28 protein-coding genes and 1 riboswitch are annotated in these 23,058 nt (G+C 59.9%); of the genes, 11 read left to right on the plus strand and 17 right to left on the minus strand.

What is annotated here, in order from left to right; genetic code table 11:
* Positions 1-305 precede the first annotated feature (305 nt).
* The 7 genes from ACOTZB_RS08710 to hpxW form a co-directional block, all read right to left on the minus strand.
* The gene (locus ACOTZB_RS08710; RefSeq protein WP_421626911.1) at positions 306-698 is read right to left on the minus strand and encodes a DUF943 family protein; all 393 of its coding nucleotides are present in this window, start codon (positions 696-698) and stop codon (positions 306-308) included.
* Positions 691-1,944, minus strand: coding sequence for a PAAR domain-containing protein (locus ACOTZB_RS08715; RefSeq protein WP_421626912.1), 1,254 nt, complete (start codon positions 1,942-1,944; stop codon positions 691-693). The genes ACOTZB_RS08710 and ACOTZB_RS08715 overlap by 8 nt, the downstream gene beginning before the upstream one ends.
* The gene (locus tag ACOTZB_RS08720; RefSeq protein WP_421626913.1) at positions 1,932-2,123 is read right to left on the minus strand and encodes a hypothetical protein; all 192 of its coding nucleotides are present in this window, start codon (positions 2,121-2,123) and stop codon (positions 1,932-1,934) included. Before ACOTZB_RS08720 ends, ACOTZB_RS08715 begins: the two co-directional genes overlap by 13 nt.
* A gap of 130 nt (positions 2,124-2,253) precedes the next feature.
* The gene (hpxZ, locus tag ACOTZB_RS08725; RefSeq protein WP_008499851.1) at positions 2,254-2,640 is read right to left on the minus strand and encodes an oxalurate catabolism protein HpxZ; all 387 of its coding nucleotides are present in this window, start codon (positions 2,638-2,640) and stop codon (positions 2,254-2,256) included.
* Positions 2,637-4,034 carry an AtzE family amidohydrolase gene (locus tag ACOTZB_RS08730; protein ID WP_421626914.1) on the minus strand — a complete coding sequence of 466 codons (1,398 nt, stop codon included), beginning with the start codon at positions 4,032-4,034 and terminating at the stop codon, positions 2,637-2,639. Before ACOTZB_RS08730 ends, hpxZ begins: the two co-directional genes overlap by 4 nt.
* The gene (gene hpxX, locus ACOTZB_RS08735) at positions 4,031-4,219 is read right to left on the minus strand and encodes an oxalurate catabolism protein HpxX (RefSeq protein WP_047650813.1); all 189 of its coding nucleotides are present in this window, start codon (positions 4,217-4,219) and stop codon (positions 4,031-4,033) included. The genes ACOTZB_RS08730 and hpxX overlap by 4 nt, the downstream gene beginning before the upstream one ends.
* A 10-nt stretch (positions 4,220-4,229) precedes the next feature.
* Positions 4,230-5,813 (minus strand): oxamate amidohydrolase, encoded by a 1,584-nt coding sequence (gene hpxW, locus ACOTZB_RS08740; protein ID WP_421626915.1) that lies wholly within the window; start codon positions 5,811-5,813, stop codon positions 4,230-4,232.
* Positions 5,814-5,956: 143 nt separating this feature from the next.
* On the opposite strand from hpxW, the gene hpxU reads away from it, so the two are divergent.
* The 7 genes from hpxU (at position 5,957) to hpxK (ending at position 12,328) form a co-directional block, all read left to right on the plus strand.
* Positions 5,957-6,796: a MurR/RpiR family transcriptional regulator HpxU gene (gene hpxU / locus ACOTZB_RS08745; RefSeq protein WP_023311063.1), complete on the plus strand. Its 840-nt coding sequence runs from the start codon at positions 5,957-5,959 to the stop codon at positions 6,794-6,796.
* 191 nt (positions 6,797-6,987) lie between these two features.
* Positions 6,988-7,770 (plus strand): transporter substrate-binding domain-containing protein, encoded by a 783-nt coding sequence (locus tag ACOTZB_RS08750; protein WP_421626916.1) that lies wholly within the window; start codon positions 6,988-6,990, stop codon positions 7,768-7,770.
* Positions 7,771-7,774: 4 nt separating this feature from the next.
* Positions 7,775-8,440: an amino acid ABC transporter permease gene (locus tag ACOTZB_RS08755; RefSeq protein ID WP_421626917.1), complete on the plus strand. Its 666-nt coding sequence runs from the start codon at positions 7,775-7,777 to the stop codon at positions 8,438-8,440.
* A complete protein-coding gene (locus ACOTZB_RS08760; RefSeq protein WP_421626948.1) occupies positions 8,440-9,096 on the plus strand; it encodes an amino acid ABC transporter permease in 657 nt (218 codons plus the stop codon). Before ACOTZB_RS08755 ends, ACOTZB_RS08760 begins: the two co-directional genes overlap by 1 nt.
* Positions 9,077-9,814: an amino acid ABC transporter ATP-binding protein gene (locus ACOTZB_RS08765; RefSeq protein WP_045354547.1), complete on the plus strand. Its 738-nt coding sequence runs from the start codon at positions 9,077-9,079 to the stop codon at positions 9,812-9,814. The genes ACOTZB_RS08760 and ACOTZB_RS08765 overlap by 20 nt, the downstream gene beginning before the upstream one ends.
* A gap of 13 nt (positions 9,815-9,827) precedes the next feature.
* Positions 9,828-11,069, plus strand: coding sequence for a pyridoxal-phosphate-dependent aminotransferase family protein (locus ACOTZB_RS08770; RefSeq protein ID WP_421626918.1), 1,242 nt, complete (start codon positions 9,828-9,830; stop codon positions 11,067-11,069).
* Positions 11,066-12,328 carry an allantoate amidohydrolase gene (gene hpxK / locus ACOTZB_RS08775; RefSeq protein ID WP_421626919.1) on the plus strand — a complete coding sequence of 421 codons (1,263 nt, stop codon included), beginning with the start codon at positions 11,066-11,068 and terminating at the stop codon, positions 12,326-12,328. The genes ACOTZB_RS08770 and hpxK overlap by 4 nt, the downstream gene beginning before the upstream one ends.
* On the opposite strand, the gene ACOTZB_RS08780 is transcribed toward hpxK, so the two are convergent.
* Positions 12,294-13,295: a magnesium transporter gene (locus ACOTZB_RS08780; RefSeq protein WP_421626920.1), complete on the minus strand. Its 1,002-nt coding sequence runs from the start codon at positions 13,293-13,295 to the stop codon at positions 12,294-12,296. The genes hpxK and ACOTZB_RS08780 overlap by 35 nt on opposite strands.
* 60 nt (positions 13,296-13,355) lie before the next feature.
* A riboswitch (M-box (ykoK) riboswitch) is annotated at positions 13,356-13,525 on the minus strand.
* 159 nt (positions 13,526-13,684) lie between these two features.
* On the opposite strand from ACOTZB_RS08780, the gene ACOTZB_RS08785 reads away from it, so the two are divergent.
* Positions 13,685-14,200 carry a DedA family protein gene (locus ACOTZB_RS08785; RefSeq protein WP_421626921.1) on the plus strand — a complete coding sequence of 172 codons (516 nt, stop codon included), beginning with the start codon at positions 13,685-13,687 and terminating at the stop codon, positions 14,198-14,200.
* Here ACOTZB_RS08785 and ACOTZB_RS08790 read toward each other — a convergent pair.
* Positions 14,193-14,984, minus strand: a complete 792-nt coding sequence (locus ACOTZB_RS08790) for an SDR family NAD(P)-dependent oxidoreductase (RefSeq protein ID WP_421626922.1) — start codon at positions 14,982-14,984, stop codon at positions 14,193-14,195. The two genes, ACOTZB_RS08785 and ACOTZB_RS08790, sit on opposite strands and share 8 nt — an antisense overlap.
* Before the next feature lie 125 nt (positions 14,985-15,109).
* Positions 15,110-15,553 carry a winged helix-turn-helix transcriptional regulator gene (locus ACOTZB_RS08795; protein ID WP_421626923.1) on the minus strand — a complete coding sequence of 148 codons (444 nt, stop codon included), beginning with the start codon at positions 15,551-15,553 and terminating at the stop codon, positions 15,110-15,112.
* A gap of 152 nt (positions 15,554-15,705) precedes the next feature.
* Here ACOTZB_RS08795 and agp point away from each other — a divergent pair, with 152 nt between their 5' ends.
* Entirely contained in the window at positions 15,706-16,947 is a 1,242-nt protein-coding gene (gene agp / locus ACOTZB_RS08800; protein ID WP_193804638.1) for a bifunctional glucose-1-phosphatase/inositol phosphatase, read from the plus strand.
* Between the two features lie 33 nt (positions 16,948-16,980).
* Here agp and ACOTZB_RS08805 read toward each other — a convergent pair whose 3' ends face one another.
* On the minus strand, positions 16,981-17,208 hold the full coding sequence (locus ACOTZB_RS08805) for a YccJ family protein (RefSeq protein WP_008499832.1): 228 nt from the start codon (positions 17,206-17,208) through the stop codon (positions 16,981-16,983).
* Between the two features lie 20 nt (positions 17,209-17,228).
* Entirely contained in the window at positions 17,229-17,825 is a 597-nt protein-coding gene (gene wrbA / locus ACOTZB_RS08810; RefSeq protein WP_023311076.1) for an NAD(P)H:quinone oxidoreductase, read from the minus strand.
* 391 nt (positions 17,826-18,216) lie between these two features.
* On the opposite strand from wrbA, the gene ACOTZB_RS08815 reads away from it, so the two are divergent.
* Both ACOTZB_RS08815 and ACOTZB_RS08820 read left to right on the plus strand, forming a co-directional pair.
* A complete protein-coding gene (locus ACOTZB_RS08815) occupies positions 18,217-18,387 on the plus strand; it encodes a general stress protein (protein ID WP_023311077.1) in 171 nt (56 codons plus the stop codon).
* Between the two features lie 117 nt (positions 18,388-18,504).
* Positions 18,505-19,428: a DMT family transporter gene (locus ACOTZB_RS08820; RefSeq protein ID WP_094934935.1), complete on the plus strand. Its 924-nt coding sequence runs from the start codon at positions 18,505-18,507 to the stop codon at positions 19,426-19,428.
* Here the strand turns inward: ACOTZB_RS08820 and rutG are convergent.
* From rutG to rutC, 5 genes are read right to left on the minus strand one after another with little or no spacing between them, the layout of a single operon-like run.
* Entirely contained in the window at positions 19,416-20,738 is a 1,323-nt protein-coding gene (gene rutG / locus ACOTZB_RS08825; protein ID WP_047061541.1) for a pyrimidine utilization transport protein G, read from the minus strand. The two genes, ACOTZB_RS08820 and rutG, sit on opposite strands and share 13 nt — an antisense overlap.
* A gap of 21 nt (positions 20,739-20,759) precedes the next feature.
* Positions 20,760-21,254 (minus strand): NADH-dependent FMN reductase RutF, encoded by a 495-nt coding sequence (gene rutF / locus ACOTZB_RS08830; RefSeq protein ID WP_126328200.1) that lies wholly within the window; start codon positions 21,252-21,254, stop codon positions 20,760-20,762.
* Between the two features lie 9 nt (positions 21,255-21,263).
* Complete coding sequence (locus ACOTZB_RS08835; protein WP_348940451.1) at positions 21,264-21,854, minus strand: malonic semialdehyde reductase; 591 nt, start codon at positions 21,852-21,854, stop codon at positions 21,264-21,266.
* Positions 21,855-21,863: 9 nt separating this feature from the next.
* Complete coding sequence (gene rutD / locus ACOTZB_RS08840) at positions 21,864-22,664, minus strand: pyrimidine utilization protein D (RefSeq protein ID WP_421626924.1); 801 nt, start codon at positions 22,662-22,664, stop codon at positions 21,864-21,866.
* 7 nt (positions 22,665-22,671) lie between these two features.
* On the minus strand, positions 22,672-23,058 hold the full coding sequence (gene rutC / locus ACOTZB_RS08845; protein ID WP_010429508.1) for a pyrimidine utilization protein C: 387 nt from the start codon (positions 23,056-23,058) through the stop codon (positions 22,672-22,674).

Below are 23,058 nucleotides of genomic sequence, written 5' to 3' on the forward strand. Positions count from 1 at the left end.
CTGGACAGATACGACAAATCGCCACATGCAGCAGCCACTGGTCACTGAGGTTCGCGGGAGAAGGCAGACTGATAGTCAACATAAGTAAAACTGTCGTTTACTCTTAAACAGACAGCCTTGTAGAGGCTAACTGAAAGAACTGATTTGGTGACCGTCCTCCGCTAAAGATCCAGTTACCGTCCGGTTTCCCGAGTTGCAAGCTCAACGAACCCGGACCAACCCGCCTTCTGGCGGGTTTTTTCGTTTACAGGGCAAGAGATTATGCGCAAAAAAGGATCTCAAGAAGATCCTTTTGGTAAGTGTTATTATCTATAAAACAGCCCGGTATTTTGACTAGACATAATCCATAGCCGAGGATGTTTTTCGATGCATCGCGCATCTACGGGCATTTCATCGAAGCAAAGTAAATCAGAGTCTTCATCCGTCCCTCGATCAATACGATAACCGTCGCCAAAGTCCATAATAGTTACGCTGTAATAATCACCTTCGCTTTTATTCGGTATCCCATATTTCGTCTGAATTATGTCTTTGTTGGCTTCCCACCAAGCTATTTGGCGACTTTTCAGATACGGGAAATTCTTGACTAAGATCGTATCCCCTTCATGCACCGCCACTATTTCAACTGGTGTCAAAACCTGCCAGAGCACATAACCACAAGCTATTACCGCAATAGCGGCAGCTAACAGCCGTTTATTCACCTCGCCTCCCGTTAATTTCGACAGAGGCATTCATCTCGGTGATAAAAGGCTTATACCCGTACTCATTCCAACGCTGGAGCGCGAACCACAAACGGAAAATACGAAACTCCCGGTATACAGGGTTCAGTAAATCATCGTCATCGAGTCCAAAGTGATCCTGAATCCGGTAATGCACCGTTGCCCGGTAGCTGTCACCACTCACCAGTAGTGATACCAGTGTGATATGAGTGGACCAGGTGTCATGTACAGAGATTACCAGACCGTTAGTGTTATCTATCTTCCGGTCAAATTTAGGCAGTACAGTTTTCCCTATTTCTTTAAGGTTTCCATTTTCGTCGAAGATATCGCCTTTTTTATCCAGTGGTATAAATCCATGTTCATAGTCAATTACTCGTTTCAGAACATCTTTAATTTCCAGCAAAGAGCTTTTCTCTGAATGGTCATTCAGGATCTGCTCCTTCAGCGCCCTGTCCAGCAACGGGCTGCTGTATGGTGCACCGTGATTCTCCTGCATATGGTCAATCATCTCGGTGATGATGTTCTTATACGGACCGTGGAAGGAGTACAGCTTCGCCAGTTCCCGGAACTCATCAAACATCAGGCGCTTCGCCTCGTCCCTGCTGACAGACGGCTGCTGCTGTTCAAGATCCTGCATGGCATAAGGGGAATATTGTGTTGCAGTGTTCGCTGTCGGCTGTAGCTTCAGGGTTCGAGGGTTCACCTTCGCGGACACATTGTCCACGTCGATGTAAAACTGGTTACGTAGCGTCAGCGTGTCCAGATCGCCGTAGCGCATATCCTTGGCCTGATAGTCATCCATCTGCCGCGTGGTCTGGTAAATTCGCGCCGGAAGAGGGAGAGGTTCAGAGCGAGGCTTTTCCGCCGTCTGCGCATGCAGTTCCGTCTCCGGGGCTGCGACCGGTGCCATCCCGGCGCTTGGCTCTGAAAGCTGTGGGATAGTACCCGGGGCAATCAGAAAATTGGACCCCTGCGGACACCCGCAACGGATCTCCGCGCCGTCCACCGCAACAGCGGCACTGTTTGAGCACCGGTGATCGCCGTCCACAATGACCCCCACTTCCCCACACTTCGGGCATGGGGTGGTCTTGTCACCGATATAGAGTTTCAGCAACCCCATGACCGACATGCCGGGACGGGCCGCGATACATTGAGCCCCCGAAGAGGTTTTATCTCCGTGTAATCCGACATTCTTGCCGTGAACGCTACACCCTCTCATGATGGACATAATTCAGCCCTCTGCCGGTAAATGTCCACCACCGGATGTTCACGCATGAATGTTTCCTTCGCTTCGACTGTCTGACGGGAATCGTCAGATATTACAGCCTTTTTCACCGCCGAAAACGGCGGACGAGCGAGTGTGGCGACTAATTCCGGGGTTAGTTCGTTAGTATATTGCTGTGACATATCAAATCCTTCTGGTTCATAATGTTATTGTCTCGTCCATCATACACCGGTCGAGACTTAACCAAAATTCCCCTATATGTCGCACTCTGTCACCGGCTTGCCGTCGGATGTAACTGTAAGCATCTTTTCATTACACCATCAAACTCACCTGCGCCGCCACGATCCGCCACCCGTAGGCAAACCGCACCCACGTCTGCTGCTGGCGGCCAATGCGTTCCGTGCTCTCGCGGGTAAACTCGGTGCTGCACACCGCGTAATCCTCACCGAAGGTGGTAATCACGGTATGGCGCAGCGTCCGCTGCAGCCCGGCGGCGGGGCGCGCCGCCCGGAAGGCGCGGATTTCATCAATCCCATACAGGTTTTCACCCGCCCCCAGACGCACCGTATTTTTGTCGTGCCAGAACAGCTCGTCCAGCACCGCAACGTTGTTGCTCACCAGCGCGTCCTCATAGCGGTAAAACGCGGCGGTCACCTCGGCAACTACCCACGGAAGGTTAATGTCATCATGATTCATCATGCGGCCACCTCCGCCGGGCGGGCATCGGTGATGCCGCTCTCTTCCAGCACGCGCGCAACGCGCAGGCAGGCCTGCTCGTTAAACGGCGCGGCAATCAGCTGCAGGCCAATCGGCGCACCCTGCGCGGTGCGCAGCGGAACGGTGGTCACGGGCAGGCCCAGAAATGATATCGGCTGGGTCAGCATCCCCATGCTGGCGCGGATGGGGAGCGGCTGACCGTTAATCTCCATGGTCTGCTCACCCGCGAGCGTCGCGCTGCGCGGTGTTGCCGGAGCGATCAGCACGTCGGCCTGCGCGAACAGGGTTTTAAACGCCTGCCGGGCGTGCGCGCGAAACCGCTGGGCCTGAATGTACCAGGCGGAGGGGATCATCGCGCCGGCCAGCAGCCGTTCGCGGGAATGCGGCTCAAAACGCTCGGGCTCGCGGCGAAGCGCGGGCAGATACTGGTTTCCCCCTTCGGAGGCGCTGATGATAAACGCCGCGGAGCGCGCCAGCTCTGCGTCCGGGAACTGCAGCTCATCCTGCACGCCAAGCGCCTTCGCCACCCGCGCCACGGCGTCTCTGGCATCCGCGTCGCACCAGGTGGTGAAGTAGCCGCCGAGCACCGCGCAGCGCAGGCCGTCAAGCCCGCGGTCAAGCAGGGGACGCGTCTGCTCGCGCGAGCTCTCTGCCTGGAAAGCGTCGCTGCTGTCCCGGCCCTGCAGCGCGTCGTACACGGACGCCAGATCGCACACGCGGCGGGCGAAAGGACCGATATGATCCAGGCTCGCGACAAACGGATGGCTGCCGGATCGCGACAGGCGGCCAAATGTGGGCTTCAGGCCGTAGATGCCGCACAGGGAGGCCGGAACGCGAATCGAGCCGTTGGTGTCGGTGCCGAGCGAAAAGTGCACCAGCCCGGCGGCCACGGCGGCCGCTGAACCGCCGGACGACCCGCCCGCAATGCGCGCCAGATCGTGCGGGTTACGCGTCGTGCCGTAGTGGCTGTTTTCGGTGGTAAAACCGTAGGCGTAGGCGTCCATATTCACCATCCCGGTCAGCATCCCGCCCGCGCTGCGCAACTGGCGCACCGCGAAGCTGTCAGCGGCCGCGGCAGGGCGCTGGCTGAACAGCTCTGCCCCGGCGAGGGTGGTGTGGCCGGCAACGTCGAACAGATTTTTTACCGCGTAGGGCACGCCCGCCAGCGGCGGTAGGGGGCGCTTTTCGCGGCGGAGGGTATCGATGCTCTCGGCCTCGGCGAGCATGCGTGCTTCCGTCACGGCGGTCCAGGCGCCGATCTGCGGGTTAACGCGCGCAATCGCCTCCAGCGTCTGGCGGGCAATCTCGCGAGCGCTCAGCTCGCCCGCGCCCAGCGCATGCTGGATCGCGCTGATACTCATCTCGTGTAGCCTCATGCTTTGTACACTCCTGCGATCTCCAGACGGTCGTCGAGCGGCAGCTCCATCAGAGGGGCGGCCATGCTTGCAATGCGGCTGAACTGCACCTGTAGCTCGGCGCGGCGGGCATCGTCCAGCGTCACGTCGAGCACGGACTCCATTTGCGCCAGATACGCCTGCCAGTCGGGTTGTTGTGTCGTCATTGTTTTCTCCTCAGAATCCGGCGGCCGCGCCGTTGCTGCGCGGGTCAAATGCCCCTTCGAACAGCCCGTTGGGGTGGCGGACAATCGCGCCCGCGTGGCCCATCGCTTCGCTGAAGTCAGGGAAGATTTCCACCTCGTGTCCGAGCGCCTGAAGCCGTGAGACCGTCTCAGCGGTAAAGCGTCCTTCCAGCTTTAACGTGTCCGAGGTTTGTCCCCAGGTGCGCCCCAGCAGCCAGCGCGGGCGGGTGATGCTCTCCTGCAGGGGGACGCCCTGGACAACGTAGCGGGTAAAGAGCGCGGCCTGGGTTTGCGGCTGTCCGTCGCCGCCCATCGATCCGTACACCATCACGCGACCGTCCTTCAGACGCGCCGCCGCCGGGTTCAGGGTGTGGAAAGGCTGTTTGCCCGGCGCGAGGGCCAGAAGATGGGTGGGATCGAGGCTGAAGGATGCGCCGCGGTTCTGCCAGACGATGCCGGTATCGGGCAGCACCACGCCGCTGCCGAACTCGTGATAGATACTCTGGATAAACGACACGGCAAGCCCGCTGCTGTCCATCACCCCCATCCACACCGTATCGCCGGGGCCTTTTCCGGTGCCCCACGGCGCGGCGCGGCCGTCGTCAACCCTGTCGGCAAGCGCCTGCAGGGCGGCGGGATCCAGCAGACCCTGAATATCGGTTTTCAGCTCGCGCGGGTCGGTGATGTGGGCATCGCGCAGGCCAAAGGCCAGCTTGGTGGCTTCAACGATGCGGTGAATGGTGTCGGCGTCGTCGGCCTCCGCCATATTCAGGCGGTCGGTGATGCCGAGTATCGCCAGCGAGACCAGCCCCTGCGTCGGCGGGGCGTGGTTAAAGATCTCCCCCTGCTGATGCTGCAGCCTCAGCGGCGCGGTGCGCCGGGCAGCGTGCGCGTTAAGATCGGCCAGCGTCACGGGCAGGCCCAGCGTCTCCATACCGTGCGCCAGCACGTCCGCCAGCGGGCCGCGGTAAAAGCTGTCCAGACCGTCTTCCACCAGGCGCGTCAACGTCGTGGCCATGGCGGGCTGGTAAAAACGGCTCCCGACCTGCGGCGGCTTACCGTCCACCAGCCAGGTTTCCGCGAAGCCGGGGACGTCCTTCAGCTCGTCGAATTTGCTGGCCGTGGCATTGGCCTGTGAGGCCGTGACCGGCGTGCCGTTCTTCGCATAGTCAATGGCGTCGGCCAGCAGGCGGGCCAGCGGCAGCGCCTTGCCGGTCAACTCGCGCGAGACCTTCAGCGCCTCGTCCCAGCCGCTCACCGTGCCGGCGACGGTCAGCGCCGCGCGGGGCCCCCGATGGGGGATATGCGCCAGACCGTCGTAGGCGGCGAGCGTCGCGCACGATCCCGCCGCGCCGCTGGCATCAATGGCGACAGGTTCGCCTTCCGGCGGCACGATAAGCCAGAAGCCATCGCCGCCCAGCCCGTTCATGTGCGGATAAACCACGGCAATGGTGGCCGCCGCGGCGACCATCGCTTCTATCGCGCTGCCGCCTTCGCGCAGCACCGCCAGCGCGCTCTGGCTGGCAAGATGGTGGGGCGCAACGGCCATGCCGTGCGTGGAGACATTACTTTGCATGAAGAGTCCTCGTAACCCAGAAAGTCACAAGGCGCTGCAAAAGCTGTTCCAGTTCTGAAAGAAAAGTTTCAGTAAACTGGCATGTATAATGAATACGTAGATTAAAAGGTACAATGTGATGAAACAAAAGTTACAGAGGCGCTATGGAACAACTGGATGAACGTCTGAAAGCACAGTACCCGTCGCTGTCGCCGCAGGAGCAGCGGGTGGCGGACTTTATTTTCGACCATTTTGACGATCTCATTAGCTACAACAGCGCCGAGCTGGCGCAGCTGAGCGGGGTGTCGAAAGCCACGGTCAGCCGTCTGTTTAAGCGTCTGGGCTATGAGAAATACAAGGACATGCGCGACGAGCTGCGCACCCTGCGCCAGAGCGGGATGCCGCTCACCGATAACCGCGACGCGGTGCAGGGCAATACGCTGCTGGCGCGCCACTATAAGCAGGAGATGGCGAACCTGACCCAGTGGGTCAATGCCCTCGACGCGCAGCAGTTTGCCGACGCCATGGCCTGCATGGTGAAGGCGCGGCGCATCGTCATTATCGGCATGCGTAACGCCTATCCGGCGGCGCTGCACCTGCGTCAGCAGCTGCTGCAGGCGCGCGGTCAGGTGCTGGTCCTGCCGCAGCCGGGGCAGAGCCTGGGCGAGGAGCTGGTGGATTTAACGCCGGACGATCTGGTGGTCATGATGGCCTTTCGCCGCCGCCCGCGCATCATCCGCCCGCTGATGCAGCAGCTTCAGAGCAGCGGTATTCCGGTGCTGCTGATGTGCGAGCCGCAGGCGCACAGCCTGTTCCCGCTGGCAAGCTGGCAGCTCTGCGCCCCGCTGGACAGCGTCTCGGCCTATGACAGCTATTCCTCGGTTAACAGTCTGATCAACCTGCTGGCGAATGCCTTTCTGCATGAGATCCTCGATAAAGGCCGTCCGCGCATTCACGAGATTGCCTCCCTCTACCAGCAGCTGGACGAACTCGAACAACGATAATGGGGCATCAGGCTGGTGCTTTGCATTAAAATAGTGCATTTGGCGGGTCGGGAAAACGCTCGTTTTTTCGACCCGTCCCCGTTTTATCAGGCTTCACAAGAATATTTCCCGCTTCGCCTTATCTGGCACATTAGTTGCAAAATCACATTCAAAGAATCTTTTGTTTCATGTTAACGTTACGGGGAAGCACCATGAGAAAATTGTTGATTGCACTGGCCGGGGCCGCATGTCTCTTCACACAGCTGCCGGCAAAGGCTGACCAGCTTCAGGATATCGAGAAGCGCGGCACCATTCGCATTGCCGTTCCGCAGGATTTCCCGCCGTTTGGCTCGGTGGGAACCGATCTGCAGCCGCAGGGCTATGACATCGACATGGCGCGCTATCTGGCCAAGCAGATGAAGCTCAAGCTGCAGCTGGTGCCGGTGACCAGCGCCAACCGCGTGCCGTACCTGCAAACCGATAAGGTGGATCTGGTCATTTCCAGCCTCGGTAAAAACCCGGAGCGCGAGAAGGTGATCGATTTTAGCCGCGCCTACGCGCCGTTCTTCCTCGGCGTGTTTGGCCCGAAAGGCGCTGAGCTGAAGGACGCCGCCGCGCTGAGCGGAAAAACCATCGGCGTGACGCGCGGGGCGGTGGAGGACATGGTGCTGACCAGCCTGGCGCCGAAAGACGCGGACGTGAAGCGCTACGAAGATAACAACACCACGCTCTCCGCCTATCTCTCCGGACAGGTGCAGTACGTGGCAACCGGCAACCTCGTGGTGGCGGCCATTTCGCGCCAGAACGCGGATAAAGCCCCGGTGCCGAGCTTTATGCTGAAAGATTCGCCGTGCTTTATTGGCCTGAAGAAAAACGAACCGGCCCTGAAGGCAAAAGTGGACGCGCTGATTGAGCAGGGCATCAAGGACGGCACGCTGAACGGCCTGTCTGAACAGTGGCTGAAGGCCCCGCTGCCGGCCAACCTTGGCGCCTGAGCCGATGACTGAGCAACTTGATTTCTCCGCGCTCTGGCCGTACTGGCCGGAGCTGCTGGCGGGGCTGTGGATCACCGTTCAGCTGACGGTGATGGCCACCGTCGGCGGGCTGGCGATAGGGATCTTCGGGGCGGCGATCCGCAGCGGACGCACCAACTGGTTCAGCCGGATCTGGGGCGGCTACGTGGAAATTATCCGCAACACGCCGTTTGTGGTGCAGCTGTTTTTCATCGTCTTCGGCCTGCCGAATCTGGGGCTGAAGATGACGGCGGGGGAAGCGGCGCTGCTGGCCATGGTGGTAAACCTGGGCGCATACAGCACCGAGATTATCCGCGCGGGCATTCAGGTCACGCCGAAAGGGCAGTGGGAGGCCGGACGCGTGCTGGGGCTGACCCGCCTGCAGACCTTTATTCGCGTGGTGCTGCCGCCCGCGCTGCAGCGCATTTACCCGGCGCTGGTGAGCCAGTGCATCATCGTGATGCTCGGCTCGTCGGTGGTGTCGCAGGTCTCGTATGAAGAGCTGACCTTCGCCGCCAACCTGATCCAGTCCAGAACGTTTTTGAGCTTTGAGGTGTATCTGGTGACAACCGGCATTTACTTAGCGCTGTCGATAACCCTGCGCCAGCTGATGATGGCGGCGGGACGCAAATGGCTGGGGGTGCAGGCATGATGACCACCTTTACCGACTGGGACATTATTCGCAACCTGATGCTGGCCGGACGCTGGACGGTGCTGCTGTCGCTGGTGGCGTTTGTCGGCGGAGCGGTGGTGACGCTGCCGCTCCTGCTGCTGCGCCTGACGGGCGGAAGCACGGTGAAGCGCATCATCCGCGGCTATATTGAGCTGTTTCAGGGCACGCCGCTGCTGATGCAGCTGTTCCTGGCCTTTTTCGGCGTGGCGCTGTTCGGCATCGACGTTTCGCCGTGGACCGCCGCCTCGCTGGCTCTGACGTTTTACACCAGCGCGTTTCTGCTCGATATCTGGTTTGGCAGCATTCGCGCCCTGCCGAAAGGGCAGTGGGAAGCGTCGCGCTGTCTGGGGCTGACTTTTGGCCAGACCCTGTTTCGCGTGGTCGCCCCGCAGGCGCTGCGCATCGGCATCGCCCCGACGGTCGGCTTTGCCGTGCAGGTGATTAAAGGCACCGCGCTGGCGTCGATTATCGGCTTTATCGAGCTGACCAAGGCCGGGACCATGTTGACCAACGTGACGTATCAGCCGTTTAAGGTCTTTGCGCTGGTGGCGCTCGGCTACTTTATTCTGTGTTATCCGCTGTCGCGCTACAGCCGCTATCTGGAGACGAAATTCAATGCCTCTCATCACCATTAATCAGGTGCAGAAGTACTACGGCGATAACCACGTGCTCAAGGGCGTCGATCTGGATATCGACATGGGCCAGGTAATCTCCATTATCGGGCGCAGCGGATCGGGCAAAAGCACGCTGCTGCGCTGCATTAACGGCCTGGAAGGCTATCAGGACGGCAGCATCAAGCTGGGCGGCATGACCATTACCGACCGGGATTCTCAGGCGCGCGAAATCAGCCGCTCGGTCGGGATGGTGTTTCAGAGCTTCAACCTGTTCCCGCACATGACGGCGCTGGAAAACGTGATGCTCGCCCCGCGTCGGGTGCTGAAGAAAAGCGCCGCCGAATGCCGCGAGCTGGCGAAGCAGATGCTGGAGAAAGTGGGTCTCGGCGATCGTCTGGATTACTACCCGTCGAGCCTCTCCGGCGGCCAGCAGCAGCGCGTGGCGATTGCCCGCGCGCTGGCGATGTCGCCTAAAGTTTTACTCTGCGACGAGATCACCTCCGCGCTCGACCCGGAGCTGGTGGGCGAAGTGCTCAAGGTGCTGGAGCAGCTGGCGGCCGAGGGGATGACGCTCATACTGGTTACCCATGAAATGAATTTTGCCCGCGAAGTGGGCGACCGCGTGGTGTTTATGCACCAGGGGAAAGTCTGGGAGCAGGGCGACAGCAAAACGCTGTTCGCCAACCCGCAGACCACGGAACTGAAGCAGTTCATCTCCTCCGTGCGCGGCCTCAACTGATAAGGACTTAACAATGGATATCGCACGCTTTCCGCAAATCAATCCGCCCCAGCGTCTGCTGATGGGGCCGGGCCCGATCAACGCCGACCCGCGCGTGCTGCGCGCCATGTCGAGCCAGCTGATCGGCCAGTACGATCCGGCCATGACCCACTACATGAACGAGGTGATGGCGCTCTATCGCGGGGTGTTCCGCACCGAGAACCGCTGGACGATGCTGGTAGACGGCACCTCCCGCGCGGGAATTGAAGCCATTCTGGTCTCCGCCATCCGCCCGGGAGATAAGGTGCTAGTGCCGGTCTTTGGCCGCTTTGGTCATCTGCTGTGCGAAATTGCCCGCCGCTGCCGCGCGGAGGTGCATACCATCGAGGTGCGGTGGGGCAAGGTGTTTACCCCGGACCAGGTAGAGGATGCGATTAAGCGTATTCGTCCGCGCCTGCTGCTGACGGTGCAGGGCGACACCTCCACCACCATGCTGCAGCCGCTCGCCGAGCTGGGCGCGATCTGCCGCCGCTACGACGTGCTGTTCTACACCGACGCCACCGCGTCGCTCGGCGGCAACGCGCTGGAGACCGACGCCTGGGGGCTGGACGCCGTCTCGGCCGGGATGCAGAAGTGCCTCGGCGGCCCGTCGGGCACCTCGCCGATCACCCTGAGCGCGCGCATGGAAGAGGCGATCCGCCGCCGCAAGTGCGTGGAGGAGGGCATCCGCACCGACGCCCACCGCGACGGCGACGAGGAGATGATCTACTCCAACTACTTCGATCTCGGCATGGTGATGGACTACTGGGGGCCGGAACGCCTGAACCACCACACCGAAGCGACCACCGCGCTGTTTGGCGCTCGCGAATGCGCGCGGCTGATCCTGCAGGAAGGGCTGGATAACGGCATCGCTCGCCACAGGCTTCACGGCGATGCGCTGCTGAAGGGCATTCAGGCGATGGGGCTGGAGACCTTCGGCGACCTGAAGCACAAGATGAACAACGTGCTGGGCGTGGTGATCCCGCAGGGCGTCAACGGCGACCAGGTGCGTAAGCTGATGCTGGAGGATTTCGGGATTGAAATCGGCACCTCGTTTGGCCCGCTGCACGGCAAAGTGTGGCGTATCGGCACGATGGGCTACAACGCGCGCAAGGACTGCGTGATGACCACCCTGAGCGCGCTGGAGTCGGTGCTGAACTACCTCAAATTCACCACCACGCAGGGGGCCGCCATGCAGGCCGCGTGGGACCACTATCGCCGCGAGACGCCGCAATGAGCCCGGCGGCAGAACGGGTGATGGCCCGCGCCGACGCGCTGGCCGCCATCAGCGAAACCCCGGATGCGCTGACGAGGGTCTATCTCTCCACCCAGCATCTGCAGGCCAACCAGCTGGTGGGGCAGTGGATGAGCCAGGCGGGAATGACCGTCTGGCAGGACAGCGTGGGCAACATCTGTGGACGCTATGAGGGCGCGCAGGAAGGGGCGCAGGCGGTGCTGCTCGGCTCTCATCTCGATACCGTGCGCAATGCCGGGCGCTACGACGGCATGCTCGGCGTGCTTGCCGCCATTGAGGTGGTGGACAGCCTGCACCAGCAGGGTGTGCATCTGGCGCAGGCCATCGAGATTGTCGGCTTTTGCGACGAAGAGGGAACCCGCTTCGGCATTACGCTGTTAGGCAGCCGGGGGCTGACGGGCACCTGGCCGCAGGGCTGGCTGGAAAAAGCCGACGCCAGCGGGATCAGCGTGGCGCAGGCGATGACCCTGGTGGGGCTCGATCCTGCCCGCGTGCTGCATGCCGCGCGCCGTCAGGAGGATTTCAGCGCCTATCTGGAGCTGCATATTGAGCAGGGGCCATGCCTTGAGCAGGAGGCGCTCGCCCTTGGCGTGGTGGAAGCCATTAACGGCGCGCGCCGTCTGAACTGCCGCTTTACCGGCGAGGCCGGGCACGCGGGAACCGTACCGATGCTCCACCGCAGGGACGCGCTGGCCGCCGCCGCCGAGTGGATGGTTATCATTGAAAACGCTACCCGACAGCAGGGCTGCAACCTGGTAGCGACGGTTGGCGAGCTGCGCTGTCTGCCGGGGGCGGTGAACGTAATCCCCGGCGAGGTTCAGCTCTCGCTGGATATTCGCGGTCCGCAGGATGCGCCGCTGGATCGGTTGCTTAACGACCTGCTGGAACATGCGCAGGCGATCGCATCGCGCCGCGGTCTGGATTTCAGCGCCGAGGAGTTTTACCGCATTGCCGCCACGCCGTGCGATATCCACCTGCAAAACGTGCTGGGGGAGGCCGTCACATCGGTACAGGGGCGCTCGCTATCGCTGCCCAGCGGTGCGGGCCACGATGCGATTGCCATCGCGGAACGCTGGCCGGTCGGCATGCTGTTTGTGCGCTGCAAAGGAGGCGTCAGCCACCATCCGGCGGAATCGGTGATGGCTGAGGATGTCGCCCTGGCGATTGAGGCGTTTTCGCGTGCGGTGATTCAGCTGGCGGAGAGCGTTACTCCAGCCCCAGCGTATATTGCGCGATCTTAAAGTAGATAATCAGCCCGGTGCCGTCGATAAGCGTCGCGATAAACGGCGCGGAGACGACCGCTGGGTCAATGCCGCAGCGCTTGAGCACCATCGGAATGACGGACGACACGATCGCACTCCAGAGCGTAATGCACACCAGCGTCAGGCTGACGATAAGCGTGATTTCCAGCCCAATCCCCATCATCCAGGCGCGAATGCACCCGGCGATACCGAGCGTGGCGGCAATCATCAGCGAGGTGGTCATCTCTTTGCGCAGCACGCGTCCGACGTCGCGCAGACGGACTTCCCCCAGCGCCATGGCGCGCACCAGGGTGGAGGTGATCTGCGTCCCGCTGTTGCCGCCCGTGCCGATCAGCAGCGGAATAAAGAACGCCAGCGCGATGGCGGACTCCAGCGCCTCTTCGAAATGCTGGATCACCGAGCTGGTGTAGGCCTCCGCGACAAACAGCAGCAGCAGCCAGACGGAGCGTTTCTTCCACAGGCTATACGGGCTGGTGTCCAGATAGGGCTTCTCCAGCGGCAGCGTCGCCCCCTGAAGCTGGGCGTCTTCGGTGACGTCATCTTCCAGCAGATGGGCGATTTCGCGCTCGGTCAGGCAGCCGACGAGCTTGCCGTGGGTGACCACGGGCACCACATCCGCGCCGCCGTGTGCCAGCAGTCCGGCAACGTCGGCACGTTCATCCTCCGGTTTGACCTGCAAAAACTGCGAGATCATCAGCGATTTCACCGGCTGTACCGTATCGGCGGTTTGCAGCAATTTACGCACGGCAATCATGCCCGCCAGGCGGCCATTGTCTTCAATAAAAATATGAGACGGAATATCGTCGTCTTTTAATTTTTCGAAGAATTGCTCGCGCGCCAGCGCCACGCATAATGAAATATCGAGGACAATAAAATCGGTATTCATATATTGCGCGATGGCGCTGTCATTGAATGCCGGGTTTTGGTTGTGAATAGCGTAAGACATAGTGAATTCCCTTTGAATAATAACATCTCTCAGGGGCGAGCAAGACAGGGCATGTCGAAGAGGAGATCCCCACGTCCTGGGTTCAGCACTGTACACCGTATCCCGCGAGGGAAGTTATACTGACAAAGCCTTGATTCGACAGTGCCTGTTTTACCCTGTGTCGGTTCTCTCGAACCCACCAGAGCGATAACGTGTATTTATACAGGAGCCTCGCCATAACGAGATCGTTGTAAAACGAGAGGAATAATACGCTTATTTAAATTTACCGCTCAGGAAATTAAATAATGTTTAAGAACGGTTTAGCCTATTTTTATTAATAAAATGTTGAGGGTTTATTTAGGTTAATTCATTTCTAATGGAGGATTAAATAATCAACGAAGGAGAGGATAATGGCGTGGTTTGATAATCTACTGAATCATTTTGCGCTGTATCCGGCACATCTTTTCGCGCTGTTATTTGTGATGGCGCTGAGCAAATCGACGGTGCTTATCTCCTCCGTGCTGCCGCCCGCCTCGGTGATGCTGCTGGCGGGCATTACCGTCAGCCAGACGAGCATGCATCCTGCGCTGGCGTGGCTGGCCGTGGTGTTGGGCGCTACTGCGGGTTCGGTGCTGAACTACCATATCGGCCAGCTGATGGGGCACACGCGATGGATGACCCGCTTCACCGCAAAACACGCCGGTAAATTCTTGCGGGTGCAGCATCGCCTGCAGAAAAACGGTGTGCTGGTGCTCTTCACCGCGCGCTTCCTGGCGGTCCTGCGCTATATCGTGCCGCTGGCGGCGGGGATGCTCAAAATACACGCGGTGAAGGTTTATGTCGTCAGTGTGATTTCTGCCTGCGTCTGGGCGGCGCTGTATGTCGGTGTAGTCACCGGCATCAGCGCATTTAATCTTATCATTTAGCGTAGCGCGGTGCCGGAATGCCGGTGCGCGCGCTGTTGAACAGCTCAAGACGCGCCGCTTCGTAGCGATCCCACAGGTCGGCGTCATGCATCGGCGGGATGGTGATAAGCTCGCCCTGATCCAGACCCGCCAGCGAAGCATCAACCATGTCATCTGTAGTCATCACCGAGCCTTCCGGCAGATCGTTCACCGTGACGCCCGAATGGCTCCAGATTTCAGTCGCCGTTGCGGCGGGCAGCACGGCCTGAATGCGCACGTTGCTGTCGGCAAATTCTTCCTGTAACCCGCGGGTAAAGCTCAACACCCACGCCTTGGTGGCGCTGTAGAGCGCGCTGCCCGCCCGGACGTGCAGGGCCAGCACGGACGCGATATTGATCAGCGTGCCGCGATTGTTCTGCGCCAGGCGCGGCAGGATGGCGTAGGTCAGACGCATCAGCGCCGTGGTGTTCAGGGTGTTAATGGCCTGATGCTGCGCCACATCGCCCGCGAGGAACGGCGCCATCTGCGCGGTGCCTGCGTTGTTAACGAGCGTATCAATGGCGGTATTGCTGCGCAGCTCTTCTTCCACGGCGCGGATCCCGGCTTCATCGGTGAGATCGGCCACCAGAATATTGACGGCCACGCCGTAGCGCGCGCGAAGGTCGGCGGCAAGGGTTTTTAGGCGATCCTCGCGGCGGGCAACCAGCACCAGGTTAGCGCCGCGCGCGGCAAGACGGTCGGCATAAACGGCACCAATCCCCGAAGAGGCACCCGTAATCAGGGCGGTGGTGATTTGCGTAGTCATCGTGTGTTACCTCAAGGCAAAGTGGGTTGTTTGGTTTCAAGATGAAACTGAATTAACTCTCTGCTATTTGGTTTTATAATGCAACCATTTTGCTGAGCATTTTGTGCTTTTGCCGTCGGAAACGATCAGGAGGGGAGTTTAGCCACGATCTCTTCAGGCGTCAGTTCGCGCCCGTCGTCGGCGATAAGCGCCAGCCTGCGCAGGGGTTTGCGCTGTTCGGCATCGACCAGCACGGTGCCGCATTCGTTTTCAGCAAACAAAAATTCATTTCCCCACTGGGAGAGGGCAACCAGCACCGTTTGCAGGGCGCGCCCTTTCTCGGTCAGGACATACTCCTGCCAGGCGCTGCCGTCGGACGCGGGCTGAAGCCGGAGGATGCCTTCGTCGACCAGCAGTTTCAGCCGCGTGGTCAGCATGTTTTTCGCGATGCCGAGGCTTTTCTGGAACTCGCCGAAGCGTTTTATCCCGCGCAGCGCGTCGCGCACGATCAGCAGCGACCACCAGTCGCCGATGATATCCAGCGAACGGGCGACGGGGCAGGTGCTCTCTTCGAGGCGGGTACGTTTCACGGTCAATTCTCCGGTAGGGTGTGGTTTTATTATAAAACTTATTGGCCCACACCGTAAGCACGTTAATCATCAGTTTGAGAAATGCTTCCCGGAAAATTGTCACGAATATGTCACACTGAATGCGACATTTTAAAACGAGTGAGGAATTAGGGATGAGAAAAGCACTACTCGCGCTGGCAGTCGCCGGTTCCATTTCAGCAACGTTTGGCGTGCAGGCGCAAGAGACGCCGGAAGGCTATCAGCTGGAGCAAGTTTTAATCATGAGTCGCCATAACCTGCGCGCGCCGCTCGCTAATAACGGCAGCGTGCTGGAGCAGTCCACGCCGAAGCAGTGGCCGGAGTGGGAGGTGCCGGGCGGCCAGCTCACGACCAAAGGGGGCGTGCTGGAGGTCTATATGGGCCACTACATGCGCGAGTGGCTGGCGCAGCAGGGTATGGTGAAGACGGGAGAATGCCCGGCGGCGGATAGCGTTTATGCTTACGCCAACAGCCTGCAGCGTACCGTCGCCACCGCGCAGTTCTTTATCACCGGCGCGTTCCCGGGCTGCGACGTTCCCGTGCACCATCAGGACAAAATGGGCACTATGGATCCGACCTTCAACCCGGTGATTACCGATAACTCGCCGGAATTCCGCGAAAAAGCGCTGAAGGCGATGGAGACCGAGCGGCAGAAAATGCAGCTTGGCGAAAGCTATAAGCTGCTCGAGCAGATGACGAACTACGCCGATTCGCCGTCCTGCAAGGAGAAAAAAGTCTGCTCGCTGGCGGACGCGAAAGATACCTTCAGCGCCGACTATGAAAAAGAGCCTGGCGTATCCGGGCCGCTGAAGGTGGGTAACTCGCTGGTGGACGCGTTTACGCTGCAGTATTACGAAGGCTTCCCGGCCGACCAGGTGGCCTGGGGAGAAATCAAAACCGACCAGCAGTGGCGCGTGCTGTCGAAGCTCAAGAACGGCTATCAGGACTCGCTGTTTACCTCCACCGAAGTGGCGCAAAACGTGGCGAAGCCGCTGGTGAAGTACATTGATAAAACGCTGGTCACCGAACAGGCAAAAGCGCCGAAAATCACCCTGCTGGTGGGGCACGACTCCAACATTGCTTCCCTGCTGACGGCCCTGGATTTCAAACCCTATCAGCTACACGACCAGCAGGAACGCACCCCTATTGGCGGCAAGATTGTCTTCCAGCGCTGGCATGACAAAAATGCCAACCAGGAGCTGATGAAAATTGAGTATGTCTACCAGAGCTCAGAGCAGCTGCGTAACGCCAGCGTGCTGTCGCTGCAGTCGCCCGCACAGCGCGTGACGCTGGAGCTGAAAGGCTGCCCGGTGGATGCAAACGGCTTCTGTCCTGTCGATAAATTCAATGCGGTGATGAATAACGCGGCGAAGTAAAGGAGAACCCCCCGCTGCGGCGGGGGGAAACGCTTAGACGTTTTTACGTTCGATGGTTTGCTCGCCCCAGAAGAGCGAGTCTTTATCCGTTTTTTCGAAGGCGCGCACCAGCACCTCATCGTTACCTTCCTCCCAAATCTGCTCGGCCAGCTTCTCGTCGTACTTCGCGACTTCAAAGATAGCTTCGGCAATCTCCGGAGAGGTGTTGCGTAAACTTGCCCATTCGCCCACGTGGTGAGCTTTGGATTCTTGAGTTGGCATGCTTGTCCTCCTGTTGGGTGTTAGCCGTTCAGTTTTTTAGCCAGACCCGCGACGTATTCACCCTGATAGCGGGCGATAGACAGTTCTTCATTGCTTGGCTGACGTGAGCCATCCCCACCGGCAATGGTGGTTGCGCCGTAAGGCGTACCGCCGCGTACCTGGGAAATGTCAAACAGCTCCTGGGCGCCGTAGCCAATCGGCACAATCACCATCCCGTGATGAGCAAGGGTAGTCCAGGTTGAGGTAATCGTCTGCTCCTGACCGCCGCCGGTGCCGGTAGAGCTGAATACGCTGGCCAGTTTGCCGTAGAGCGCCCCGGATGCCCAAAGTCCGCCGGTTTGATCGAGGAAGGTGCGCATCTGGCCTGACATATTGCCGAAGCGGGTCGGGGTACCGAAGATAATGGCGTCATAATCCGCCAGCTCCTGCGGGGTGGCGACCGGGGCGTTTTGCGTTTTCCCCCCGGCTTTCAGGAAGGCTTCCGCCTGCATGGTTTCCGGTACGCGTTTCACCACAACCTCAACGCCATCAACTCTGTTCGCACCTTCTGCGACCGCGTGAGCCATGGTTTCAATGTGTCCGTACATGGAATAATAGAGCACCAGAACTTTTGCCATTTTGCATCACTCCTCGTTTGTATTTTCTGACAGCGGATCGCTGCGCTCATTTAAAGATATGCCATCACGGCCAGACTGCAAAAATGAACGGCATTTCTTTGATTTATAACAATATGGTTACAAAAAGGCTTTGTAGCAAAATGAAACAACTTTTTGGCAGCAGTTTTTTGAAATGATAAGAAAGGCTTATGAATCGCCGTCGCGTCATCTCACCCGAAAGGCTGAGTTCATGTTGCAGAATATTACCTGCGGCTTGCCGGATAGCGGCATTCCACTAAGCTTAATTTCACGCGGCACAGATAAAGGCACTGTCCTTGTGTTGCGAGGTGAAAGATTCCTCTTTTACTGAATGCAATATGATGTCTAATGTTTCACATTCTGGAGGTTAGAGATGGCAAACCATCGTGGTGGTTCAGGTAATTTCGCAGAAGACCGTGAAAGAGCATCAGAAGCAGGCCGTAAAGGTGGCCAGCATAGCGGGGGCAACTTCAAGAACGACCCGCAACGCGCATCTGAAGCTGGCAAGAAAGGGGGGAAAAACAGCCACGGCAGCAGTAAGTAACACGCCGGGTTGAACCCCTGCCGCCGGGATCTCCCGGCGGTTTTTTTATTTCTGCAACATTGAACTGTAACCAAAGGCAACGCACACTACAGAATTGTTTTCTCATTCTGGTGCCGCATGTCTGTCTCACGCTTCAAATTTTCCGTTAAACCGCAGGAAGCCATCCTCATTCTCATCACCATGTTCTGGGGCGGGACGTTTCTGGCCGTTCAGTACGCGGTGACCCTCAGCGATCCGTTCTTTTTTGTTGGCCTGCGCTTTGCGACGGCAGCGCTTGCCGTGGGGCTGATTTCGCTTAAAACGCTGCGGGGGCTGACGCTGAAAGAGCTTAAGGCCGGCGTGGCGATTGGGGTGGCGATAGCGATGGGCTACAGCCTGCAGACGTGGGGATTGCAGACCATCTCCAGCAGCAAATCCGCATTTATCACCGCCATGTATGTGCCCCTGGTGCCGCTACTGCAGTGGTTGTGCCTGGGTCGGCTGCCCGGGCTGATGTCCTGTATTGGCATCGTGCTGGCGTTTATCGGCCTGATCTTACTGGCCGGGCCGGAAAACAACCTGCTGGCGCTGGGGCCGGGCGAAATCATCACCCTGATTGGGGCGATTGCCATTGCGGCGGAAATTATTCTGATTAGCGCCTGGGCAGGCAAGGTCGACGTCAAACGGGTGACGGTGGTGCAACTTGCCACGGCGTCGCTGGTGGCGTTTGCGACGATGGTGCCGGCAGGGGAATCCGTGCCGCCGATGTCCACCGGACTGGTGGTGGTCGCACTGGGGCTGGGGATTTTCAGCGCCATTATTCAGGTCACCATGAACTGGGCGCAGCGCAGCGTATCGCCAACCCGCGCGACGGTGATTTATACCGGCGAACCGGTCTGGGCGGGGATTTTCGGACGCATTGCTGGTGAGCGTTTGCCGCTTCTGGCGCTGGTGGGCGCGGCATTTATTGTCGCCGGGGTGCTGGTGAGCGAGTTAAAGCTCAAACGGAAGAAAAACGCGCTGCCAGAAAATGACAGCGCGACGTTAAATCACGAATCCTGATGCACTACGGCGCCCTGCGGCGCAGCGGCCATCCGGCGGCTCAGCAGGGCGTTAAGCAGGATCGCGCCGAAGGTCGCCGTGCCAATCCCGCCAATCGTAAACCCGCCCAGCGTCAGGGCAAAATCGCCTGCGCCCAGCACCAGCGTGACCGCCACCATAATCAGGTTGCCATTCTGGCTGAGATCGACGCGATGCTGTACCCAGATACGCGCGCCGGCCACGGCGATCAGACCAAACACCACGATTGAGGCTCCCCCGATGACCGGGGACGGAATGGTGTGGATCAGCGCGCCGAACTTCGGCGAGAAGCCGAGCAGCATCGCCATCACCGCCGCCGCCACAAAGACCAGCGTCGAATAAACTTTGGTCACCGCCATCACGCCGATGTTTTCGGCATAGGTGGTGACGCCGCTGCCGCCCACGGAACCGGAGAGCATGGTCGCCAGCCCGTCACCGACGAACGCGCGGCCCATGTACGGGTCCATACTGCGCCCGGTCATTCCCGCCACGGCCTTCAGGTGGCCCAGGTTCTCCGCCACCAGAATCACCGCCACCGGTGCGATAAGCATCATCGCCTGGGTGTTAAAGGTGGGTGAGGTCACCTTCGGCAGGCCGAACCAGGCGGCCTGATGGAGCAGGGTAAAGTCAACCGGCTTGCCCAGACCGAAAACGTTGGCCAGCAGGGCGTAGACCAGACAGGCGACAATCAGCCCAACCAGGATCAGCAGACGCTGGATCATGCCGCGCGTGAACACCGCCACCAGGCCGATGCACAGCACCGTGATCACCGCCATCCAGCTTTCAAACGGCGAGGCGGAGACGCTCCTGACCGCAATTGGGGCGAGGTTGAGGCCAATCGCCATCACCACGGCGCCCGTCACGACGGGAGGCATCATTCGCTCGATCCAGCGCGTGCCGATTTTCATCACCACCAGACCAATCAGGGTATACACCAGACCGCAGGCGATGATGCCGCCAAGGGCCACGCTCAGGTTGGGGTTGATCCCCTGGCCGTTAAACCCGGTGGTGGCGATGACCACCCCGACAAAGGCGGCGCTGGAGCCGAGATAGCTGGGTACGCGCCCGCCGGTGACGAAAAAGAACAGCAGCGTGCCGATTCCCGACATCAAAATAGACAGGTTGGGATCGAGTCCCATCAGCATCGGCATCAGCACCGTGGCGCCAAACATCGCGACCGCGTGCTGAACGCCCATCACCATCGTCTGCCCGAGCGGGAGACGTTCATCCGGCGCGACCACGCCTGTTTCTGTGGAGGTCGATTTCAACTGCCAGTGGGGAAATCCGAACATGGTCTGTCTCCTTAGGGCGGGTTAACAGGCGGGTCGCATAAGCGCGTGGTAGCCGCGGTCAAACCACACCAGACCTTGCGGCGCGGGGTGGCGAATGATCGAAATAATGTCGCAAAACAGAATGTCGTGGGTGCCGACGCTCACCACCTGGCTGATGCGGCAGTCAAACGAGGCCAGCGCATCTTCCAGGCGCGGGCAGCCCGTGTCGCCCGTCTGCCAGCGTGCGGCGGCAAAGCGTTCCTCCATCGGCGTTTTCCCGCCAAACAGGTTAGATAAAGGCTCCTGTCCGGCGCTCAGGGTATTCACGCAAAGGGTGCGGTTTTCGCTAAAGGTTTGCCAGACGGACGCGCCGCGGTTCAGGCACACCAGCAGGGTAGGCGGTGAATCCGTGACGCTGCACACCGCGCTGGCTGTGAAGCCTGCCAGCCCCGCCGGGCCGTCGGTGGTGATGATATTGACCGCCGCGCCAACGCAGGCCATGGCGTCGCGAAAGGTTTGTTTATCCGGTGTCGTCATGATGGCTCCTTACGCCAGCCCGCAGGCATCGTCGAAGGTCAGGCGCGGCAGACGCCCGTACAGTTTGTTCGTGTCGCCGTAGCCAATGTTGATCAGCAGATTGCTTTTAAGCGTCGTGCCGGTGAAAAAGGCCTCGTCGACCTTTTGGCGGTCAAAGCCCGACATCGGACCGGTGTCCAGCCCCAGCGCGCGACAGGCGAAGATCAGGTAGGCAGCCTGCAGCGAGCTGTTGCGAAAGGCGGTCTCTTCCGCCAGCGCAGGGCTGGAGGTAAACCAGCTTCTGGCATCGCCATGCGGGAACAGTTCAGGCAGGCGCTCATAAAACTCGCTGTCCCAGGCCACAATCGCCGTGACCGGAGCCGTGAGCGTTTTCTCAAGGTTGCCGCTGGAGAGCGCCGGGCGCAGCTTCTCTTTTCCCTCCGCGCTTCGCACAAACACAATCCGCGCCGGGGAGCAGTTGGCGGACGTTGGTCCCCATTTCATCAGGTCGTAGATTTCGCGCAGCGTTTCGTCGCTGACGGACATATCCAGCCAGCCGTTATGGGTGCGGGCGCCGGTGAACAGCGTTTCCAGCGCGGCGGGGGTAATGGCTTCGCTCATTAAAGCTCCTTATAAAGCGGGTTCCGGGCTGTGCAGCAGGCTGGCAAGCCCGTTCAGCAGCAGGGTGTTAAAGGTATCCGGCTCGGTGACGTTGCAGGCGTGCCCGCCCTGGCGCATCACCACGCTGTGGCTGTGCGGAATTGCCGCCTGCAGTTCAGACGAACAAACAGCGGGCACCAGCATGTCGTCGGCGGAACAGATGATCTGGACCGGGCAGCGAATGCGCGCCGCATGGCGGCTGAAGTCGGCCTTTTTCAGGGCGCTGAGCCTGTGTAGCAGGTTGGCTTTTCCCTGGAAATGGGCCAGCGCCAGCGCTTCTTCGGCCTCCAGACGGGGCGCGCGGGCGGCCATCCAGTCCGCAGGGTAGAGAAACAGCGGCTGCGCCTCGACCCACGCCTGTGCGCCGCCGTAATGCAGCAGGCGCTCGCGGATCTGAAAGCAGCGGCGGGTGTGGGCGTTGAGGGTCAACCAGCCGTTGACGCACACCAGCGCGGTGAGGGCGTCGGGCCTGTCGAGGGCCAGCTGCAGGCCAACCAGCGCCCCCAGCGCGTGACCCACGACGCTGTAGCGGACAATCCCGGCTTCAGCCAGCGCCTGAGCCAGTTCGTCCGCCATCTCTGCAAGGCTATACCCTTCCGGCAGGGTAGCGGGGTTATTGCCCGTTCCCCGCTGGTCATAGCACACCACCTGATACTCCGGCTCCAGCGTGGCCAGCTGGGGCAACCAGTAGCTGCCGCTGCCGCCGAGACCGGAAATAAAGACCACCACGGGCGCGCCCTCGTACGGGGGCGGCGAGACGGAAAGTTTCATACCTGCCTCACTTCGCGATGTGCGCAACGGTAGCGATTTCAACCAGCGCCTCTGGCTTCACCAGCCCGCACTGAATGCAGAACCGCGCCGGCTTATCGCCGGGGAAGAACTCGGCGTAGATCTCGTTAATCGCGGCGTAGTTTTTCCAGTCGGTGATAAAGATGCTGTTGAAGGTCACATCCTCCATCGTGCCACCCGCCGTTTCGATCACGGTTTTGATCGTCTCCAGCACGTGGCGGGTTTGCGCCTTTGGGTCGTTGATAAACACCACGTTGTTGTCTTTATCAAACGGCAGCGTGCCGGAGACATACACCACGCCGTCGGCGAGGGTGCCCGGCACAAACGGGGCGATGGGCGTGCTGGTGCCCGGCGGAATGATTACGGATTTCGGCAT

Origin of the sequence: Enterobacter cloacae complex sp. SHL020 (genome assembly GCF_049236945.1) — a bacterium.
Lineage (GTDB): Bacteria > Pseudomonadota > Gammaproteobacteria > Enterobacterales > Enterobacteriaceae > Enterobacter > Enterobacter dykesii.

What these genes read in the sequence shown, in the direction of transcription:
- ACOTZB_RS08715 (WP_421626912.1), bottom strand. Translation starts at nt 1,944, where the DNA reads ATGTCCATCATGAGAGGGTGTAGCGTTCACGGCAAGAATGTCGGATTA.
- ACOTZB_RS08720 (WP_421626913.1), bottom strand. Translation starts at nt 2,123, where the DNA reads ATGTCACAGCAATATACTAACGAACTAACCCCGGAATTAGTCGCCACA.
- hpxZ (WP_008499851.1), bottom strand. Translation starts at nt 2,640, where the DNA reads ATGATGAATCATGATGACATTAACCTTCCGTGGGTAGTTGCCGAGGTG.
- ACOTZB_RS08730 (WP_421626914.1), bottom strand. Translation starts at nt 4,034, where the DNA reads ATGAGGCTACACGAGATGAGTATCAGCGCGATCCAGCATGCGCTGGGC.
- hpxX (WP_047650813.1), bottom strand. Translation starts at nt 4,219, where the DNA reads ATGACGACACAACAACCCGACTGGCAGGCGTATCTGGCGCAAATGGAG.
- hpxW (WP_421626915.1), bottom strand. Translation starts at nt 5,813, where the DNA reads ATGCAAAGTAATGTCTCCACGCACGGCATGGCCGTTGCGCCCCACCAT.
- hpxU (WP_023311063.1), top strand. Translation starts at nt 5,957, where the DNA reads ATGGAACAACTGGATGAACGTCTGAAAGCACAGTACCCGTCGCTGTCG.
- ACOTZB_RS08750 (WP_421626916.1), top strand. Translation starts at nt 6,988, where the DNA reads ATGAGAAAATTGTTGATTGCACTGGCCGGGGCCGCATGTCTCTTCACA.
- ACOTZB_RS08755 (WP_421626917.1), top strand. Translation starts at nt 7,775, where the DNA reads ATGACTGAGCAACTTGATTTCTCCGCGCTCTGGCCGTACTGGCCGGAG.
- ACOTZB_RS08760 (WP_421626948.1), top strand. Translation starts at nt 8,440, where the DNA reads ATGACCACCTTTACCGACTGGGACATTATTCGCAACCTGATGCTGGCC.
- ACOTZB_RS08765 (WP_045354547.1), top strand. Translation starts at nt 9,077, where the DNA reads ATGCCTCTCATCACCATTAATCAGGTGCAGAAGTACTACGGCGATAAC.
- ACOTZB_RS08770 (WP_421626918.1), top strand. Translation starts at nt 9,828, where the DNA reads ATGGATATCGCACGCTTTCCGCAAATCAATCCGCCCCAGCGTCTGCTG.
- hpxK (WP_421626919.1), top strand. Translation starts at nt 11,066, where the DNA reads ATGAGCCCGGCGGCAGAACGGGTGATGGCCCGCGCCGACGCGCTGGCC.
- ACOTZB_RS08780 (WP_421626920.1), bottom strand. Translation starts at nt 13,295, where the DNA reads ATGTCTTACGCTATTCACAACCAAAACCCGGCATTCAATGACAGCGCC.
- ACOTZB_RS08785 (WP_421626921.1), top strand. Translation starts at nt 13,685, where the DNA reads ATGGCGTGGTTTGATAATCTACTGAATCATTTTGCGCTGTATCCGGCA.
- ACOTZB_RS08790 (WP_421626922.1), bottom strand. Translation starts at nt 14,984, where the DNA reads ATGACTACGCAAATCACCACCGCCCTGATTACGGGTGCCTCTTCGGGG.
- agp (WP_193804638.1), top strand. Translation starts at nt 15,706, where the DNA reads ATGAGAAAAGCACTACTCGCGCTGGCAGTCGCCGGTTCCATTTCAGCA.
- ACOTZB_RS08805 (WP_008499832.1), bottom strand. Translation starts at nt 17,208, where the DNA reads ATGCCAACTCAAGAATCCAAAGCTCACCACGTGGGCGAATGGGCAAGT.
- wrbA (WP_023311076.1), bottom strand. Translation starts at nt 17,825, where the DNA reads ATGGCAAAAGTTCTGGTGCTCTATTATTCCATGTACGGACACATTGAA.
- ACOTZB_RS08815 (WP_023311077.1), top strand. Translation starts at nt 18,217, where the DNA reads ATGGCAAACCATCGTGGTGGTTCAGGTAATTTCGCAGAAGACCGTGAA.
- ACOTZB_RS08820 (WP_094934935.1), top strand. Translation starts at nt 18,505, where the DNA reads ATGTCTGTCTCACGCTTCAAATTTTCCGTTAAACCGCAGGAAGCCATC.
- rutG (WP_047061541.1), bottom strand. Translation starts at nt 20,738, where the DNA reads ATGTTCGGATTTCCCCACTGGCAGTTGAAATCGACCTCCACAGAAACA.
- rutF (WP_126328200.1), bottom strand. Translation starts at nt 21,254, where the DNA reads ATGACGACACCGGATAAACAAACCTTTCGCGACGCCATGGCCTGCGTT.
- ACOTZB_RS08835 (WP_348940451.1), bottom strand. Translation starts at nt 21,854, where the DNA reads ATGAGCGAAGCCATTACCCCCGCCGCGCTGGAAACGCTGTTCACCGGC.
- rutD (WP_421626924.1), bottom strand. Translation starts at nt 22,664, where the DNA reads ATGAAACTTTCCGTCTCGCCGCCCCCGTACGAGGGCGCGCCCGTGGTG.
- rutC (WP_010429508.1), bottom strand. Translation starts at nt 23,058, where the DNA reads ATGCCGAAATCCGTAATCATTCCGCCGGGCACCAGCACGCCCATCGCC.